The organism is Natrinema gelatinilyticum (genome assembly GCF_024266705.1).
In the GTDB taxonomy this organism is placed as follows: domain Archaea; phylum Halobacteriota; class Halobacteria; order Halobacteriales; family Natrialbaceae; genus Natrinema; species Natrinema gelatinilyticum.
Genome location: NZ_CP100757.1, coordinates 338,653 through 356,177 on the forward strand (window position 1 = coordinate 338,653; position 17,525 = coordinate 356,177).

At 56.4% G+C, this 17,525-nt stretch carries 21 protein-coding genes; 6 read left to right on the forward strand and 15 right to left on the reverse strand.

Annotated elements, in window-relative coordinates; all coding sequences use genetic code 11:
• Positions 1-334: 334 nt before the first annotated feature.
• Positions 335-1,036 (forward strand): LiaF transmembrane domain-containing protein, encoded by a 702-nt coding sequence (locus NJU76_RS19655; RefSeq protein ID WP_254533501.1) that lies wholly within the window; start codon positions 335-337, stop codon positions 1,034-1,036.
• Between the two features lie 875 nt (positions 1,037-1,911).
• Here NJU76_RS19655 and NJU76_RS19660 read toward each other — a convergent pair.
• From NJU76_RS19660 to NJU76_RS19680, 5 genes are all read right to left on the reverse strand, one after another.
• Positions 1,912-2,808: a hypothetical protein gene (locus NJU76_RS19660; RefSeq protein WP_254533502.1), complete on the reverse strand. Its 897-nt coding sequence runs from the start codon at positions 2,806-2,808 to the stop codon at positions 1,912-1,914.
• Complete coding sequence (locus tag NJU76_RS19665; protein WP_254533503.1) at positions 2,805-3,209, reverse strand: hypothetical protein; 405 nt, start codon at positions 3,207-3,209, stop codon at positions 2,805-2,807. Before NJU76_RS19665 ends, NJU76_RS19660 begins: the two co-directional genes overlap by 4 nt.
• Positions 3,210-4,144: 935 nt before the next feature.
• Positions 4,145-5,137: a glycerophosphodiester phosphodiesterase gene (locus tag NJU76_RS19670; RefSeq protein WP_254533504.1), complete on the reverse strand. Its 993-nt coding sequence runs from the start codon at positions 5,135-5,137 to the stop codon at positions 4,145-4,147.
• A gap of 139 nt (positions 5,138-5,276) precedes the next feature.
• Complete coding sequence (locus tag NJU76_RS19675; RefSeq protein WP_254533505.1) at positions 5,277-5,429, reverse strand: hypothetical protein; 153 nt, start codon at positions 5,427-5,429, stop codon at positions 5,277-5,279.
• Positions 5,426-5,695 (reverse strand): twin-arginine translocation signal domain-containing protein, encoded by a 270-nt coding sequence (locus NJU76_RS19680; protein WP_254533506.1) that lies wholly within the window; start codon positions 5,693-5,695, stop codon positions 5,426-5,428. The genes NJU76_RS19675 and NJU76_RS19680 overlap by 4 nt, the downstream gene beginning before the upstream one ends.
• A 170-nt stretch (positions 5,696-5,865) precedes the next feature.
• On the opposite strand from NJU76_RS19680, the gene NJU76_RS19685 reads away from it, so the two are divergent.
• The 5 genes from NJU76_RS19685 to NJU76_RS19705 all read left to right on the forward strand — a co-directional run bounded on the left by NJU76_RS19685 (position 5,866) and on the right by NJU76_RS19705 (position 9,976).
• Positions 5,866-6,216 (forward strand): calcium-binding protein, encoded by a 351-nt coding sequence (locus NJU76_RS19685; protein WP_256567108.1) that lies wholly within the window; start codon positions 5,866-5,868, stop codon positions 6,214-6,216.
• A gap of 119 nt (positions 6,217-6,335) precedes the next feature.
• A complete protein-coding gene (locus NJU76_RS19690; protein ID WP_254533508.1) occupies positions 6,336-7,736 on the forward strand; it encodes a DEAD/DEAH box helicase family protein in 1,401 nt (466 codons plus the stop codon).
• Positions 7,736-9,094, forward strand: coding sequence for a DUF790 family protein (locus tag NJU76_RS19695; protein ID WP_254533509.1), 1,359 nt, complete (start codon positions 7,736-7,738; stop codon positions 9,092-9,094). Before NJU76_RS19690 ends, NJU76_RS19695 begins: the two co-directional genes overlap by 1 nt.
• 173 nt (positions 9,095-9,267) lie before the next feature.
• Positions 9,268-9,564, forward strand: a complete 297-nt coding sequence (locus tag NJU76_RS19700) for a toxin-antitoxin system TumE family protein (protein WP_254533510.1) — start codon at positions 9,268-9,270, stop codon at positions 9,562-9,564.
• A gap of 19 nt (positions 9,565-9,583) precedes the next feature.
• A complete protein-coding gene (locus NJU76_RS19705) occupies positions 9,584-9,976 on the forward strand; it encodes an HVO_A0114 family putative DNA-binding protein (RefSeq protein ID WP_254533511.1) in 393 nt (130 codons plus the stop codon).
• Between the two features lie 80 nt (positions 9,977-10,056).
• Here NJU76_RS19705 and NJU76_RS19710 read toward each other — a convergent pair whose 3' ends face one another.
• The 10 genes from NJU76_RS19710 to NJU76_RS19755 form a co-directional block, all read right to left on the reverse strand.
• Positions 10,057-11,871: an SWIM zinc finger family protein gene (locus tag NJU76_RS19710; RefSeq protein WP_254533512.1), complete on the reverse strand. Its 1,815-nt coding sequence runs from the start codon at positions 11,869-11,871 to the stop codon at positions 10,057-10,059.
• Positions 11,872-11,954: 83 nt separating this feature from the next.
• Positions 11,955-12,134: a hypothetical protein gene (locus NJU76_RS19715; protein WP_254533513.1), complete on the reverse strand. Its 180-nt coding sequence runs from the start codon at positions 12,132-12,134 to the stop codon at positions 11,955-11,957.
• A 179-nt stretch (positions 12,135-12,313) separates the two neighbouring features.
• The gene (locus tag NJU76_RS19720) at positions 12,314-12,811 is read right to left on the reverse strand and encodes a DUF8154 family protein (protein ID WP_254533514.1); all 498 of its coding nucleotides are present in this window, start codon (positions 12,809-12,811) and stop codon (positions 12,314-12,316) included.
• Positions 12,801-13,490 (reverse strand): nucleotidyltransferase domain-containing protein, encoded by a 690-nt coding sequence (locus tag NJU76_RS19725; protein ID WP_254533515.1) that lies wholly within the window; start codon positions 13,488-13,490, stop codon positions 12,801-12,803. The genes NJU76_RS19720 and NJU76_RS19725 overlap by 11 nt, the downstream gene beginning before the upstream one ends.
• Positions 13,491-14,008: 518 nt before the next feature.
• Entirely contained in the window at positions 14,009-14,371 is a 363-nt protein-coding gene (locus tag NJU76_RS19730; protein ID WP_254533516.1) for a DUF7344 domain-containing protein, read from the reverse strand.
• Positions 14,372-14,543: 172 nt separating this feature from the next.
• Entirely contained in the window at positions 14,544-15,002 is a 459-nt protein-coding gene (locus NJU76_RS19735; RefSeq protein ID WP_256567110.1) for an Lrp/AsnC family transcriptional regulator, read from the reverse strand.
• Positions 15,003-15,292: 290 nt separating this feature from the next.
• Positions 15,293-15,586: a hypothetical protein gene (locus NJU76_RS19740; protein ID WP_254533518.1), complete on the reverse strand. Its 294-nt coding sequence runs from the start codon at positions 15,584-15,586 to the stop codon at positions 15,293-15,295.
• A 502-nt stretch (positions 15,587-16,088) separates the two neighbouring features.
• Positions 16,089-16,517 (reverse strand): HVO_A0114 family putative DNA-binding protein, encoded by a 429-nt coding sequence (locus NJU76_RS19745; protein ID WP_254533519.1) that lies wholly within the window; start codon positions 16,515-16,517, stop codon positions 16,089-16,091.
• Complete coding sequence (locus NJU76_RS19750) at positions 16,501-16,821, reverse strand: toxin-antitoxin system TumE family protein (protein WP_254533520.1); 321 nt, start codon at positions 16,819-16,821, stop codon at positions 16,501-16,503. Before NJU76_RS19750 ends, NJU76_RS19745 begins: the two co-directional genes overlap by 17 nt.
• A gap of 52 nt (positions 16,822-16,873) precedes the next feature.
• Positions 16,874-17,428: a winged helix-turn-helix domain-containing protein gene (locus tag NJU76_RS19755; protein WP_254533521.1), complete on the reverse strand. Its 555-nt coding sequence runs from the start codon at positions 17,426-17,428 to the stop codon at positions 16,874-16,876.
• Between the last annotated feature and the right edge of the window lie 97 nt (positions 17,429-17,525).

Sequence of the window (17,525 nt, forward strand, 5' to 3'; positions counted from 1 at the left end):
AGGGCAGGGTAGTTCACTGGTTCGGGAACGGTTCTCCACGGTTGTCACCTCGATTGAGGTATGCAGAGGTATGTGATAAATTCCCTACCTACAGCGGGTGTTAGGGATGATAACGAATGACCGTAGTTCTAGCAGGTAGAAAACGAAGTGCAGCCAAGACGTAGAACGCGAAAACCAGCTGTCTTCTCACCCAAGTCGAGATACGTGGGGGCATGGCCGATTTCTGGTCTACAATAGAGTACGGCGGCATTGGATAAGTGATGGAAAGCAGTCCAGCCGCCGAAAACCAAGAAACTGCAACGTGCATATCAGTTTCCCCGTCGTACAAATAGGCATGACTACAGACACTCAATCTCAACAGGTCAGACGCAGGCCGACGAGCCAAACAATCTTCGGAGGACTCGTCATCCTCCTCGGCGTACTGCTCTTGCTGGAAACGACCGGAGTACTCGACACCAGCAATCTATTGACGTACCTCCCGTCACTGTTTGTCCTCGTGGCGCTGTACGCGCTGATCGCCAGCGACTTCCGGAACATCGTCGGACCTGCTATCATTATCTTGCTCGCCGGGGGCTCGCAGCTTGTCGCGCTCGGCGTACTGGAGTTCGCGGATCTCGCGCCGCTGTGGCCCGTATTCGTCATCGTCTTCGGCCTCTCAGTCGTGTTGGCGCGCTACCGCGCCCGAGTCCACACCGTTGCCGACGACTACGTCTCGGCGCTAGCGTTCTTCGGCGGGAACGAGAAACGCTCTACCTCCCAGTCGTTCGCGGGCGCAGATCTGACGGCACTCTTCGGTGGCACGGAACTCGACCTCCGGGACGCCGAAATAGTGAATCGCCCGGCGCATGTCTCCGCGACCGCCGCGTTCGGCGGGGTGGACGTGGTGGTCCCGCGCGATTGGAACGTCCGCATCGATGTAATTCCGGTATTCGGTGCGGCAGAGGACGACCGCCCGCGCCGTGAAGAAGAACACGACGAAGTGGACCTCGTGGTGACTGGGTTCGTCGCCTTCGGCGGCGTCAGCGTGACTGAGTAAACTACCCTGCCCTACTCGCTCCCTCCCGCCTTGCGGCGGTCGGTCACTCCTTGAGGACGGGGCTTTGCCGCAACGACATTGTGCCCCGCGACCCCATGCATGGACGCGGCCCGGCTTTCTCTTACCGTCCACGAAGTGGGCAACGAACCGAAGTGTTGCTGCGGTTCGTATTTACCGGACCCGTTTCGTGGATTGTCCCGCCGATTTAATTCCCGGTGTTCTCACGCTCTCCCCTCAAAACGGGGGCGGGGATCGAACCCGCTCGCGGTCGTCGTTCCCGAGTACCGGACGCGATACTCTCGCGCCACAGGTGCCAGTTTACTCGTGGCACCTACTGTCATGGGCTTGTGCCATGGCAGTAGTATAGTACCATACGGGTTTGAGTGTCTTAACCCTTCTCGAACGGGTTTCCTCTCCTCCCTACTCACTCCCTCCGGTCGTTCGTTGAGGGAGGAGGCTCCACCCTACCGCGTGCTGAAGACCAGCTACAGGTGCTCGACAACTCCACATGTAGGCACCCGTAAGCAGTTTTTCGGCAGGCGCTCGACTGACCTAATCCACCTCCCGAGACTGTCGGGCAAACATCCGCCGTGGATACGTTCGGTTAGCGCACTAGTGGCGCTAACAGACAGACGGTTGGGCAACAATGGACAGATGATAGATGCTTGGTCAACGACGTGGTCCTCTTCGACGGATTGCCCGCATTCCTCGTCGACATCTGGGGCTACCGTCGCTGGGCGAGTCGGAATCGTGTCTTGGATTTTCCCCGCAATGCCAGGCTGGCCACATCCAGTAAGTCGGCTAGTACATGCCTGGTTTGGGGGGTCGTAGACCGGATGGCCAAACGTGGTTATTTACGGGGAATGATCCCCGGCCTACAATATCGACTCAGGGCGCTCTTTCCCAGTGAGTCGAACTAGCGGGCTGTGACTCCGGTAGACGACGGGAACGAGGAGGAGCGCGAAGATGAACATCGAGATGAACACCTCGATGAAGTGTGCGATCCAGAGCCGTCCGGGAATCGTCTCCGTCGGGATGATCATTCCCCAACTCAAGAGCCACGCGAATGCCAGCGCGACGGTCAGCTGTGTCTCGCGGTAGCCGCCAGAGAAGAGATAGACGATTGGCAGGAGGAACGCCGTGAACAGCGCACCCCGAATCAGCTGGAAGGGGAGAACCCACGCTGGCGGGTCAAGGATCTCGTAGTTAGCCCACCCTTGCGGATCGACAAACTGTGCGACGGGCGAAAACAAGACGAGCCCGCCGGCGATCATGGCAAGTAGGAAGACGCCGGCGAGCAGCGGGAGCTTCCAAGCCCACTCACGGACGCCGAACTGCAACCGTTCGTCGGACGGTGGAGACGATTCGCCACGCACTCCTCCAAAGCCAGCGACGACCGCGATAACGGTCAGTGGGGCCTTCAGGAGGCTCCACCCGACGTTCGAGAGCGTCACCTGTGCTGTTTCGAGTTCGTACAGGTAGAGTTCGACGAAGGAGACGACTTGGAGGCCCGCGTACAGGAGGGTCAGCGCACCAACGAGTTTCCACCCGGACCATCGGGAGCGGACCACGACGTACCCGAGGACGACGACCGTGAGGAATACTGCGACGACCCAGTAGGGCGTCGCTGAATCGAACACCTCTGCGACGCTGCTGGCGGGGAGCCGAGCAACGAGGTACACGACGAGAGCGACCAGCACTGCACGTCCGAGGAACTGTCCGGCCTCTCTCACTGACCACGCACGAATCGATTCCATAGTCGTTTCTGTCATGGGACCAGCTCCGAGATATCCTGTCCTTGGTTCGGCATCCGATAGACCATTCTGCCGAGGAAGATCCCAATTACGAGCCCTGCTCCAGCCCCGAGGATGATGCCTAGACCAATGTTCGCTGTTAGCGCCCAAGCAGCGACGAGCCCGACGCTCGCCCCGCTCACGAGACCGATACCGGCTCCAATAGCAGGTCCACTCGGGGACTTCCCTTGGGCAAGCCGACGCTCGACGAACATCCCGGTGAGCAGTCCAGTGAGAGTGCCTGCACCGGCACCAAAGATGATGCTGTACGTGACCTCGGTATTCGCGAGAAGGGCAGCCAAGATACCGACGAAGGCTCCGAATCCCGCACCCAGCGCTACTCTATTCCCTATTGGCTTGGTATTTGATGAGCTATTCATGACTAGTTGTTCGCTACCCATCAGAATAATCGTTATTCTGGTTCCCACTCCCGGAACCAGCACCTCCGGTTCCCCCTCTTTACGACGTCCCGCTATCCGGTGATGAGGAGATGTCACGCGTGAACTGCTGGAACTGTGAAATTTGGCTTCTGTCGTGTAACACCACTAGGATGACTGACGATGATGAAAAGGAGGGCACTTACATCGGTCGCCCACGCTGGTTGGCTGACCTCAAGGTCCGCTTCGGCCAGTGGATCGAAGAGCGTCGTCGAGAGGATTAACGACCACCCTACTCACTCATTTATATGCGTTTGCGATTTGGCACCTATACATGCCGAATTCGGGAGTTTAATTCTTCAAAATGAGTTTATTTTACACGGATGTGGTTCGGATTTCAGCTATCTGAACAAGATCGGTGAACAAAGAATCAAAAGGCCGTTTGCAACGGTCCAAACCATCCTTCTCGAAACGTTAGCCGATCGTCGAGATTTCGGGGGTGTCCTACTCCTCGCGTAGCGCACCTCGTTTCATTACTTCTAGCCGTGAATACTGACTCCAATCACCACACCACGCGCTCGTTTTCGACGGGACAAGAATACGCAAAATTCGCCCCGAAAAAGAGGATTCGTACCGTTTTGGGCATAGTCCCGGACGGATTCGAACTGATCGATAACAAGGCCCTTTATCGCGTGAGGGCACTCGGCTCGAGAGACACCTGATGTCCTCAGAACCCACTCCTCGCTCCGTCTCGAGCATGGACCGACGTCGACCGATCGAACGAGAGACCAGTTAGTAACGAAACCACACGTACAACCGCGATCGCGGGAGATTAGTCGTGTTGTGGACCTGATCGAGCCCGGTTGGGCGATGTTCTATTCCTATGGCCAGACCTATCCGTGGACACCAGCCGTCTCTGGTGAGTCCATCGTTTCATATCAGTCGAGCACGCCGGGGTAGTCGGCGATGATTCCGTCGACCCCCGCGTCGACGAGCTGCTCCGCCTGATACCAGGTCCCGACCGTCCACGTGTTTACCGCCCGTCCCTCGTCGTGGGCTCGCTCTATCAGGTCGATATCGGCGAATCCGGGGTCGTCGATGTAGTAGGAGTCGTTGAAGAACGGCGACCCGGCGACCATGTTGTACGGCGGGTGAAGCGCTTCGCAATCGTACTTGTTAGTAATCTCGAGTCCGACGTCGATCGAGTCCCAGAACAGGAACGCGATCGGGACGTCGGCGTCGTACTCGCGCGTCGTCGCGAGCGCGGCCTCCATGAACGACGACACGAGGACGCGATTCTCGAACTCGGACGCAATGTCGAGCACGCGTCGGGTGAACGGCCGCCAGACGTCTTTCCGGTCCTCGAGGTCGCCACCTTCCAGCTTCTCGGCGAATCGAACGTCGGTATCGCCTGGATTCTTCAGTTCGATGTTGACGGCCACACTCGACGGGATCACCGACAGAACCTCCCGCAGCGTCGGCACTGTCTCCCCGCTCTCGAGGACCTCGGCGGTTCGCACCTCCGAACAGGGCGTCTCCCACACGAGCGTGTTCTCATGGTCGGTGAGACCACGCTCCCCGCCGTCGCGCGAAGCAAGCCGGTCGTCGTGGAAGACCACGACCTCGAAATCGTCGCCTTCGTGGGGGCGCCCGCCGCAGGGCACCACGTCGATCTCGATCATCTCGGCGCCGCGTTTGGCCGCGCCGTCGCCGCTCCTCCCTCTGGAGGCCTGTTCCATAGCGGCAACAGTGTTTTCTGGATACACGCCCGCGAACCCACGATGCGCAATCAGCGTCGTCGACTCGTCGTCCGGCAACTTGCCGCCGTCGCGACCCTCCGCGCTCACAACGCCGCCGACGTACGATCCGAGTACCGCTGCGCTCGTCGCCTTCAGCACGGTCCGCCGACCGATGTTAGGAATTCCGAACATTGCATGAGACGGTGACTATGTTCCCACTAATAAAATATTTTATAAATTTATTTTAATATATTTATTACTACCTGTCGCTATCCGCTACGGACGAAGGCCGCAGCGGACCGCGCGACCTCCTGGCGGGCGGGGTCGCTGGCTAGCGTTTGAGCGTGTCGATCGGTCTAGTGAGCCAGTCTTTTCCGGAGTCCTCGAGCAGGTCGAAGAAGTCGTCGTGGAGTTCACCGTTCGAGGCGACGACGCTCCCCTCGAGGATGCTGTCGAGGTCGGTGTTTCCGTCGAAGTCGGTCACCGTCCCGCCCGCCTCTCGGACGAGCAGCGCCTCGGGCGCAACGTCGACCGGCTTGCCTCGATCGGCATCTGCCCCTGAAGGACCTCGATCTCGACCCCCTCGTCGTCGCCATCGCCTTCTGCGGCGAGTGCGCTGAGAACACCGTTGGAACCGACGATTCCTGCCGTCCCGGCAGTCCCGGTCACGCCCGCCAACTTGAGAAACTGTCGGCGATCTTCGCTCTCGGTACCGTCTCTGCGTTCGTGACCACCAGTGTCGTCGGACATGGTCCATTTCGGACGCCAACGATCAGTTATTTAAATTTGATTGAGTTGAATTTCTGACACATACAGTAGTTGTGAAGTATATAAATAAATAGATAATTAGAAGATGTTATAGAAATTTATTCTTGCAAAAACGACCGGACGGTGCGGCGACATCGGGAGGCCCGATATCAATACCTCTCAGTTGTGGTCGTCCGTTCTGCACCGTTCCGCAAGGTGTCAACGTTGATACCTACAGTCCGGAGGAGCAGGCGATGGGGTGGTACGCGTATCTGGATGACACAATGGACTTTCCCTTCGAAGCACGGTGTATCACCGAGCGAGAGGAGTCGCCTCTGGAAGAAGGCGAAACAGCACACGTGGTTGGGATGTCCCCGGCCGAACCGACTCTCAGCCAGATGTTCGTAATTATAGAATGGATGAACAGAGAACTTGGCGTGCCACTGGAGCAACTGGAGCCTGTCAAAGCCAGTCGTGATACGAAACAAGCGATCGCAGACTGGCAGTACTGGCTCAGCCGCTGACAACCGTTGCTCCGGAACGATAGAACTATTCCCAACCGTAGAAGGACAGACGCACGCATCGATGGGACCCGAGGAACCCATATATTGAATCCAATCGAAGACCTCTGTTTCGGCACTGAATGCGAGTCGAATTCGACGACGGGACGCTCCTGCTCCGTGATGCCCCCGACGATATCCCCCATGCGGAGTGGGACGGCCGCGTTGACGAGTACCGAATGCAAGCGTACCGATATCGCCCCCTCCTCGAATGGGCGGGCGCTTGGGCCGACGGAAACAAACAGGCAACGCTTCAGGACGGCTTCGCTCACGCTCTTGAAGATGTCGCACGAGCCTATCCTGCTCTCGAGCTCACACCGGCGCTTCACATCGAACCACGCGACTATCAACAGGCCGCGCTCGACGCCTGGCGCGAGCACGAGCGGCGAGGCAGCGTCGTGCTCCCGACGGGCAGCGGGAAGACGTTCCTCGGGCTGCAGGCTATTGCCGATGCCGGCGTCAGTGCGCTGGTCGTAACTCCAACGATCGACCTCATGAACCAATGGCACGCTACGCTCACCAACGCCTTCGGCGACCAGCTCTCACAGCCGATCGGCGTCCTCGGCGGCGGCAGTCACGAGGTCACCGCGATCACGGTCACTACCTACGACAGCGCCTATCGATACGTCAACGAGTACGGCAATCAGTTCGGCCTGCTCGTCGTCGACGAAGAACATCACCTGCCAGCTCCGACCTACCAACAGATACCCGAAATGATGATCGCGCCGTATCGCCTCGGCCTCACGGCGACCTACGAGCGCCCCGATGGCAAGCACGAACTCCTCGAGGATCTTCTCGGCCCCGTCGTCTATCGGGAGCACGTCGACGAACTCGCCGGTGAATACCTCAGCGAGTACGAGACAATCCACATGTCGGTCGACCTCACGGCCGACGAACACGAGACGTATGACGAGGAGTACCAGATCTATCGCGACTACGTCGACAGCCACGACTTCGATCTCTGGAAGGAACGCGGCTACCAGGAGTTCCTCAAGCGCACCTCCTACGACCCCCAAGGACGGCGGGCGCTCATCGCCAAGCAGCGCGCCGAGCGAATCGCCCGGACAGCGACGAAGAAACTCGACACGCTCGACAATCTCATCAAGCGCCACCACAACGACCGAGCCATCATCTTCACCGCGAACAACGACTTCGCCTACGAGATCTCTCAGGAGTTCATTGTCCCCTGTATCACGCACCAGACCAAGACCGACGAACGCACCGAGATTCTCGAGCGGTTTCGAACTGGGGAGTACGCGATGCTCGTCACGTCCCAAGTCCTCGACGAAGGGATCGACGTGCCAGCCGCGAACGTCGGGATCATTCTCTCGGGAAGTGCTTCGAAACGCCAGTATGCCCAGCGACTCGGGCGGATCCTCCGGCCCACGGACGACCGCCAGCCAGCACGTCTGTACGAGATTATTGCTGCGGACACGATGGAGACGTACGTCTCCCAGCGCCGTCGAGAGGGGGTGAACGCGTAGTGCTGACCGCAAACCTTGCGCGGTCGCGTACGACCGACGAGACGGTCACACCGCTGTTCATCGATCCATCTGAAGCGCGCTATCGTGAGACGGCACGAGAACTCATCAAGCTGTTCGAGGACCACCTCGACGAGCCGAAGGGCGACCTCGAAAACGCAATCGACGAGCTGACCGTTGCAGATACCGACTACAAAATCGTTCAAGGACTGGCGAAGCTCCTTAAAGACGAGTGTGAGTTCGAAGTCGTCGCGTCGGTTGACCCACGAGAGATTCGGCGGCGGCTCCTCGAGAAAGCCAACGAGCGATATCCCATCGTCCGCCAGCCGACGCTCGGAGAGGACACACAGAAACTGGAAGTGTATAGTGCAGTGGCCGACGAACTCGGGATCTCGCTCCAAGACTGCTATCGTGGGATGTACGCCGACCTGGAAGACAACAAGCGGCTCGTCCGAATCGGCACGCGGACGGCCGACCGATACAAGAGTACCGGTGATACGTCGACGTCAACGACGAATTTGACTGGCAGCAGTGCCGAGGAATACGAGCACACCGACCTCACCGTCGACTGGCTGCTGACTCGATACAATCTTGCGCTCGCCCAGGCGGTCCTCTACGATGCCACGGAAATGCGGATTCGTGTGTGGGACCACTTCGGGACGGTGTTCAGCTACGTAAAGCTGTTCGGGCTAATGCATCGCATCTATCCGATTGACACCGATGGCGATCGCGTCGAGAGCACGGATCAGGCCACAGGGTATGAGGCAGTGTTAGATGGGCCGGCATCGCTGTTCTCGAAGTCACAAAAGTATGGGATTCGCATGGCGAACTTCCTGCCAGCGTTACCCCTCTGTGAGCGGTGGGAAATGGCCGCTGAAATTATCATGGACGAGGCGACCAGCGAGACACGGCAGTTCACACTCGATCAGAGCGAAGGCCTCAATTCGCATTACCGCGCTGGTAAGCGGTTCGATAGTGACGTCGAACAGACGCTCGCCCAAAAGTGGGACCGAGCGAACACGGACTGGGAACTCGTACGCGAGGATGACGTCTTCGACCTCGGTGCCGAGGTGATGATTCCCGACTTCGCACTCGAACATCCCGATGGGCGGCGGGCGATTCTCGAAATCGTCGGCTTCTGGACGCCGGAATATTTGGAGTCGAAGCTGGAGAAGATCCAGCAGGTGGAGTCTGAGAACTTTGTGTTGGCGGTTTCGGAGCGACTGGAGTGTGCCAGCGAAGATTTCGGGAGTGTCGCTGATCGTGTGCTATGGTTCAAAACTGGGATTCACGTCTACGATGTGGTCGAAATGGCTGAACAGTACGCGACAGGGCACGCCCCAGCTAATCCGGATCAATAGTCTGTCCTGGCATTCGAGCACCACAACTATGAACCGACGATCCCCGCGGTTGATGCTGATTTTCGATCAACTTTCCAGGCAATTACACCCCTTGAGAGGTTTTCCATCCCCGCTGCATATGTTAGTCCGTTCCCTAACAGTTATGATGTTAGGGAGTATACTAACAATCGGGGATGAACGATGACGTCACCGTCGTTCGTGATGAGATCGAAGCCTATGCAGATGGGACTGTCGCTCGCGTCCGCGTTCTTTCGATACCGAAATCGACGAAATTCCCGGAAGGGATTAAATACGCCTTCCACTACGGCAACGCTGGCGACGAGGACCCATTCATTCGATTCGATAACCACCATGGCGTTCACGAATTGCATCTGGGGTCCCGAACATTCGAAACCGACTTCCCAGGCTTGCAAACACTGTATCGCACGGGGCTTACAGCACTCCCGTACGAAAAACGAGCCGATTGGTAACCACCGACCCACAGAATCCATGACCCGAACACTTCACGTCCGAATCAACTCGTCGTCCGATCGCAGCGATCTTGAAGACACGCTCGCCGCTCTCGATGCCGGCGAGAGCGTTCCTCCGAAACCGTCGACACTTTCGGTAGAAGATCTTGAGACGTTCGGTCGGATCTTCCGACCAACGAATCTGAAACTGCTCGAAGCGATCGCAGATCACGAACCAGACAGTATTCGTGAACTCGCGAGGACTGTCGATCGTCATCCGCCAGAAGTTACTGACAACATCAACGAACTCGCGGACTACGGCCTCGTCGAACTCGAACAGAATGGTCGCGCGAAACGTCCTATCGTCTGGTATGACGAGATCGATATCGATCTTCCGATCGGCCACCGCTCCCCAGACGTTACACCGGCGTGACCGTTTTCGATACTCGATTGCGTCCCTACAGCATTTCTCGAGAGCCAGTGACACCTGATGTCCTTGGATAACCCTTTGAACTATCGTGTTTCGAACTTTTCAAGCAATTCCTCCAGCATTGGCCGAAGCTTGTACTTCCGGTAGTGTTCGTCCCGTAGCTCTTCAACGTAGGTGTGCCACTCATCGAGTTCATCCGCGGCGTCAGCCGCTTTCCCAGCGGTCTCCAGCCACTCCACGGCGTGTCGATACCGCTGTGACTGTCCGTCTTCGATGATCGGTTCGGCCTGCTCTTTGCAGGCATCGATCGTCCACTGTGGATGCTCGTCCCAGACGGCTTCGACGACCGGCTTGACCACCTTGTAGTCCGAAAAGTGGTCTGCGATGGCAATGGCCTCATCGTACCGTCCCGCGTACAGAAGAATATCGACGTGTTGTTGCGCAACCTGCTGATTAGTGTCTCGGTCTACGAGAGCATCCAGTAATTGCTCGCGAACAGCGTTCCAATCGTCGCCTGCGAGTTCCTCTGTCGCCTGGTAGGCCACAAGCGATGGCGAGGCTTTGAACGCGGCGACGGCTGCTTCGAGCGCGATGTCCTGTTCACCCATGCTGCTGGCTCGGTCGCGGAGCCACTCGGCCAGCTCCGCCTTCCCGCTTCCGTCCAGGATCAATCCGTGCTGGGCAATCTCCAGCGCTGCCTCTGGCTGGTCGTGTTTCCGAAGTGTTTTAGCCAGTGTGAGTGTCTCGTTGGGCGAGCGCAGATTGTGCTGACCGTACTCGATTGCCTCGTCGATACGACCATCCACTACGAGCATAGTAACGTACGCGTCGATCAGGTCGGCTGCCTTGGCTAGATTCAGGTACTCGTCGATGCGGTCTTGGCGTTCGAGAACATTGAGGCGGGCTCTGATGAGGTCCTCGGCGTACCACGGTGGATCTCCCTCCCAGAGGTCAGCGTCGCTGCTGTTTCCCCGCATCGCCTGCTGGACTGGCTCGAAATCCCAGCCTCGCTGGGCCGCCTCAAGGGCGACGCTGTACGGTGGTCGATCTGTATAGCTCCCCATCTCCTGTTCCCAGGTCCAGAGTCTCCTTTCCCAGTCATCACGCTCTGATTCAGAGAGATCGGCCGTGAGTAGTGCTTCGGCCAGTGCTTGGTCGACCTCGTCGAAAAACTCGAAGATCCCCTGGGAATCGTCGTACGAAAGGGGCAGCCACTCCTCGTCCATCAGTTCGTCTGCCAGCGGTTCGAGAACATTCAATGCCGTCTCGTCGTCGCCACCCTCGAGAGCAGCCCACGCTTGCCTGAGTATCTCTCCAAGCGCTTCGACATCGGTTTCGACCGCCGCATACGGATCGTGGGTCCGGGTTCCATGCCTGTCCGAGGGCTGGAGAAAATACTGGACTTGACGTCGGATTGAGTCCCGATTGATGTCTGGACGCTGGTCGCAGGGATGATCGGCTATGTTTTCCGATCGGACTGTCTCGAGTCGAGTTTCGACCCACTCTGCGAGTTCGGGGTGACGCTCAACGAGATCAACGAGGAGGTCCTGGAGTTCCTCTGGATCTGTCTCCGCGATCAGTTCGGAGACGAGTGGGCGCTGACTGATCTCGTCGTGATCGCGAATGTACGTCAAGAGGACGGCAACGCGATGCTTACAGATCCCGCCGTGATCGTACGGGCAGGAACAGGTCGTGTCAACGATGCCGGTCTCATCGAGTTCGATCCGCACCTGATAAGGGGCGTACTGGCTTCCCTCGACTGCCGCTCGCAGGTGACTGCCACGGCGGATGACCTCGCGGACGGCACCGTGCTCGTAGTAGTCCTCGCCCCGATCATATGACTGCGGGCGTGCGAGGTCACGGACTGCTGCCTCGGTAAGTGTCGGCTCCCGTCCCATCGGTGCTCTCTATAGTGCCTCGCGGTAGAAAAGGCTGGGAAACGGTATCGCCGAGAGTCCTCTGACAGTGGACCCGCGAGGACTCAGCGGCGGGTCGTTTCAGTGGTCTCCACCAGATCGTCGGTGAACGTAGCGAGGAGCGAATCGGAATCACGATCAGGGTCGTTCGGAGATTCCTTCCAGAGTTCGATGTCGAACGCCCGTGTTGCCGTTGCCTGCCCCTCTGTGGCGATGATCATGAGGATTGCTTCCTGATAACTCATGCTGGAGCACGTGGGCTGGAAAGGCTACAACGTTGTCCGAGAGACACCTGATGTCCTCGGAGACCCCCTTTGAAAGCCGCTCACTGGGATCGACTCCATCGCAGTTGTTTCAGTGCCCCATCCGCACACTACAGCTGCATACTGAGCAGTTAGGACTCGTACGTGAGTTCTTTCACACATTATCGAGAACAGACACACTCGTACCGAAGCGAGGCAAAATTCAAAATATATTGATGAACCGCTCTGGCCAGCGACAGCATGGCATCGGCTTGCTCGGCGCTGGCGACCGTCTCGCGATAGTACACCTCAGCTCGGTTCTGTTTCCAGAGTTGGATAAGACGATCGGCAAACGCCTCGCTGAACAGGTTTACCTCTGCACCTTGCTGGTACACTGCAGTATGTTCGTAGCGCAAGTCCTCCGCAGATGCATATCCTCGATGGAGTAGGTAAAACTGAATACTACGTTCGACAGCTACGAACGACGCTTCGATAACAACAGTGTAGTATCCGTTTTGCTCACGCAGGGTTCGCGCTGCTTCGAGAAGTCGACAGGCCTTCCGCAGTTGAACGAGACTAGCATCAGAGACATTGAGATCAGATTCGGCAGTATGTCCATGGGTTTGCTGGAACGCTACTTTGGCGTCGGTGAGTGCATCATCAACGTAGCTATCGTCCATTTGTCAGCACCTCCTCTTTGAGCTGTGTGAGAGTCTCTGATGTGCTAAGTGTGAGTCCAGTCGCGAAGATCTCCTGCAATCGATCTCCGTAGCGGTGAGCGGTCTCGATGGATTCCACAAGGATATGGAATCTGTAGCGGTCACCATCGAAGGCCTTCTCGTTCAATTCTGACGTAAGTTCGTGGGCGGTTTGTTGTGCTGTTGCCTGTGTCTCTTCGACGAGGACAAAGCAATCGATATCGCTCCGTCGATCAGCCTCTCCACGGGCAACACTGCCAAAGAGGACGATTCCGTGGATATCCGCTATCTGGTCAGTTAACTTCATGACGAGTTCTCGGACAGGGGCCTGAAATTCCTCTTGTGGGATCTGGATGATCGGATCATCGGGTTTACTCAGACGGGAACGATTGATCCGAACAAGCTTTTTCCGGCCCGCATGCTCGATTTCGACGAACCCAACCGCTTTCAGGTCGTCAACTGCCGATGAAATGCTTCGGTGAGGGTGGTCTGTTGCTCGACTCAGGTCTCGGATGCCAAACGATGTATAAGGATTGTCGACGAGTAACGCAAGGATGTCATCAGCGCAACTGTGTCTGAAGAGATCATCAGAGGGGACGGGAACTGGCAATTCGAGTGAGGCGCCGTTCTGGATATTTTGACTGCCCATGGATATTCTCAATCACCAGTAGTTAAATAGGCTACGGAAATAGGAATTTATTCCGACAGTACGAACGATAGTCCAAGTCAATGTTGGAACCTGGAGATGAGTTGCTTTGTGGTGGACATCACAGTCTTTGGAGCTCTGGCACTCGGACGATATCCGTCTCTCTGAATCAGTTCGGGGCCCAGCAGCTTTCTCGGGGAATGACGATTGTCACGGTGCCGATTTGACGTCGCTTAGTGGTGTTTCACCCTTCGACTGGTGAGTATCAGCATCCGTGCAGTGGCAGAGTTGAACTGTGAACTGACAGTAACGGCGTGCAAGACTTAGAGAATGGGTTCAGCACGGCGCCTTCGTTTATTTCACGACCAATCTACTGAACAGCAGTTCGGTAGGTTTGCGTATCTATCGTGTTCAGTATAAAATTATTTCTGAGGTGGTCTCGTCATTTTTCTACTGATTAACACCCGGCACAGACCCTAAGAGACGGTCGTATTCGAGACTCCGAATTCAGCCTACCGTAAACTCGGCGACGTTCAATCGTCAGCGGCGATCTGGTTGTTCCACTCGATGTCTACCGCGTCGGTCAAGAAGGTGTCGAGGCCATCCGTTTCACGGAGTTCGACAGTCCGTGACTCAGAATCGACCGTGACGACACCCGTGTCTGTGAGTTTGGGAAGGTGTATATGATGGAGCGTAGCCTGAATGCTCTCGACAGTCTCGTCGGTGACGGTCATACCAGTATCGTTGGCTTCCCACGTGGCGAGTTCCGAGGTAAGGGTATTCACTTCCACTGGATCGGAATGGTTGGTTAGGTAGTACAGGACGTACCGCCGTCGTGGATGCCGGAGCAAATCGAACGTCCGATTTAGGTCTCCGGTATCGAGTCGCCCAGTCACAGATCAATGCACACGCGCTAACTCCATAAGTGTTTTTTATCTGTTAATTGTATGGAATTGACCTCTACAAGGCATTCGCCCAGGTTGATTTGAATTCCAAAATATGGTGCTGGAATCATCGTGATACAGGCAGACATAGTTGAAGATTACAAGTAGCCTATGTGTGGTCGAGCTACTCTTCGTCTTCGGTGATCTCGATGTGGAAATGGTTCCACGGTTGGGTGGTTTGCTCGGAGACGATGTCGCTTCGATGAATCTGCAGTCCGATGTCGTCCAGTTCCTCGGTGATTTGTTCGATACGGTCGGTCGATTCGGCCACGGCCTGAATCTGAATGTTTCGTTCCCCGGCGAGCAACTGTTTCACATCCACAACACCCAGCACGTCGAGGGCTTGCTCAGCGATGGGTTTCCGATCCGTGACGGGGACAGTGCCAACGAACTGGATGACAAGTGGATATCCGGCCCGTTCGTAGTCGATGTCGGGGTGGTAGCCCCGGATGATGCCTCGGTCTTCAAGGCGTTCGATGCGATTCCCAACGGTCGTGCCGGTCACGTCTGTGTCCTCAGCGATGTCCGTATCACGCTTGCCTCGCGCATCCACCTGCAATAAGTGGAGGATTCGCCGGTCGATGGTTCGTCTTCCATACGCTGTACACGCTGTCGAACGAGTAGAAGATTCAGGTCGGACGGCTTATGTCACAGAACGATTCCTCATAAATACACCTGCTTTACTGAGCGAATACTACTTTCGGAGATCGGTCACGATCTCGTGCCACATTTGCGCCCTGTATCTTGCAGGGCTTCCGAAAAATGAGTTGGAACTGGCAGTTTGATCGGAGGATGATCTACTCACACGTTCATGGTTGAAGCTGCACTTAGGATCCTTCCTGAACACCCGTTTCGTCATCCCCCACACTGATGCTACCTTCGTATTATTATCGCCTTCCTTTGTTGTAACAGCTCGTTCACCAGTTCCCGTGCCTGCTTCCCGGTTACTGCTGCGAGGTCGACTTTGAGCTGTTCGATCTCTTCCTCAAGTTCGGTAATTCGCTCCTCTTTTTTTTCAACCGTGGCCTCGAGGTCATTGATACGATCTCTTAGCAACCGATTTTTCTCGACCAGATAGGCATGGTTTTGCTTCGTTTCGTCACGTCTGTCAATGGTCGACGATTCGTTTTTGCGATGATCTCGAGCAATTCTCAAGAATGGGCACACTCGATTCTTTTCTCGTTACACCAGCCGTCATCGTGGCTCTCGCGTGAGAGTGACCACGTATGTGTTCGATGGGGCTGCAAGTGTCAAAGGTGTCTTCTCGAGAGCCAGTGACACCTGATGTCCTCGGAACCCACTTCTCCCTCCGTCTCGAGTTCGGACCGACGTCGACCGATCGAACGAGAAACCAGCACGTAACGAAACCACACGTACAACCGCGATCGCGGTGGGTCAGTCGTTTTGTGGATGTGGACCTAAGAAGCATATACTAACGAGTACAAACTTGACAGCGTGTCATAGAATACGTCTCATACCCTTTCCCTCGCGATCATACAGCCTACAATTCGCGTGTGACCCTATGAGATTTGGCAGTCATGGGTGTTGCTCGACAGCAAGACGGTGAATACTGCTTGTTGGGAACCATTGTATGACACGCTCTAATAAGGCAACGGTCAATCTTCTTTTCTGGTAGTTGGATAGTGATTATAGATAGCGTCTGAGTGACTCACGCCCGTGCTGCCTCGGAATCAGCATCGGTGAGCGACAGATCAAGCTCGATCGAGTCGTACCATACCGTCGGTTTCTTCGATCGGCCGGCTTGCTCAAATTCGAGCAGGTGCAACTCCTCAAGCTCCTCAAGATTCGTGTGGACCTGTCGGACGTCACGTTCAACAAGCCGAGCGGTCTCGCGAATACTCTCTGGTTCGTGTTGGACGATACTCCGAAGTAACTCGAGGTTCTTCGGGCGGACTACGCGGTGAAGGTCGTCGGGATCGTGAAACACAACCTCGAGATGCGGCTCGGGTCTCTCGCCGCGATCGAGTGCGCGAAGCGTCTCGAGCATTCCCTGCTCGTCGCCACTTTGGAACCGGATATGCATCGTACGCTCGCCGTTTGTCTTGCTCTTACTGTTGCTGTTACCAGGGTTCGCCATAATCTTTCACCTCTTGCTTGAATCGTTTAAACAGCGACTCTAAGCCGTTGAAGTCCACCGTTACGACGTCGTCAGGGTCACTTGAGCGGTGTTTGTGGTGCCGTCCGACGTCGGGATGGTCCGGGAAGTTGTCGTATCGGATGACCGTCTCACTGGCCGTCTTTCCGTACTGGAATGAGTATTTCACCCCTTCCGGATACCGATCTGACTCTGGCACTGACCACGCCTCGACTTCGACGTATGTGTCGCCGAAGTCCTCAGTTAGCTTGAGGAGACGCGTCGTCCCATCATCACCTTCGGCCATCAATTGTTGTTAGTCTCCACAACACTATAAGCGTTGTTGTACATCACAACAATCAATCCGCGTTCGCTCGCGACCGGCTCGTGTCGGCGTACTCGATGGCGACTGGCTCTAGCGCCTGAAGGATAATCTCCGCCTCAAGCGGGGAGAGGTCGAGTTCTCGGGCTGCGATTCGATGGTTGACCGTTCCATCGACGTACTCGTAGGCGTACTCGAGTGCGACTGCCAGGCCATCGAGACCATGCCGCTCGATGTAGACGTCGATGTCATCGTCTTCGGCGCGGCGAGCAATGGCTGCGATAAGTGTCGGCGTGATCGTTTGGGTCTCTCCGTTAGTCGAGAGTGTGAGTGAAATGGACTCGGCGTCGTATTCGTATGGACGTTGCTCTCGAGTTTTTTCCACTAAGCCAGCTGTTTCGAGTTTCTGAATATAGTCGTACGCAGTTCCCTGGGGGATGTCGAGTTCGTCGACGATCTCGGAAACGGTGACGAGGTCGTGGTGCAAGATATGAGCGTAAATCCGAGCCAGCGTTGGCGTCTCGAGGAGATCGGCGACCGTCTGGAGCTGTTGGATGGGCGGCTGGCCAGACCGAGGTGGTGAGTGCGCCATTTCAATTATGAATTATGGATAATTCAAGATAAGGCTTCCGGCGGTAGAGCAGAACTCGCGATTGTGGTGACTTCGGAGTTGTCCTCTGTGTCGGCAC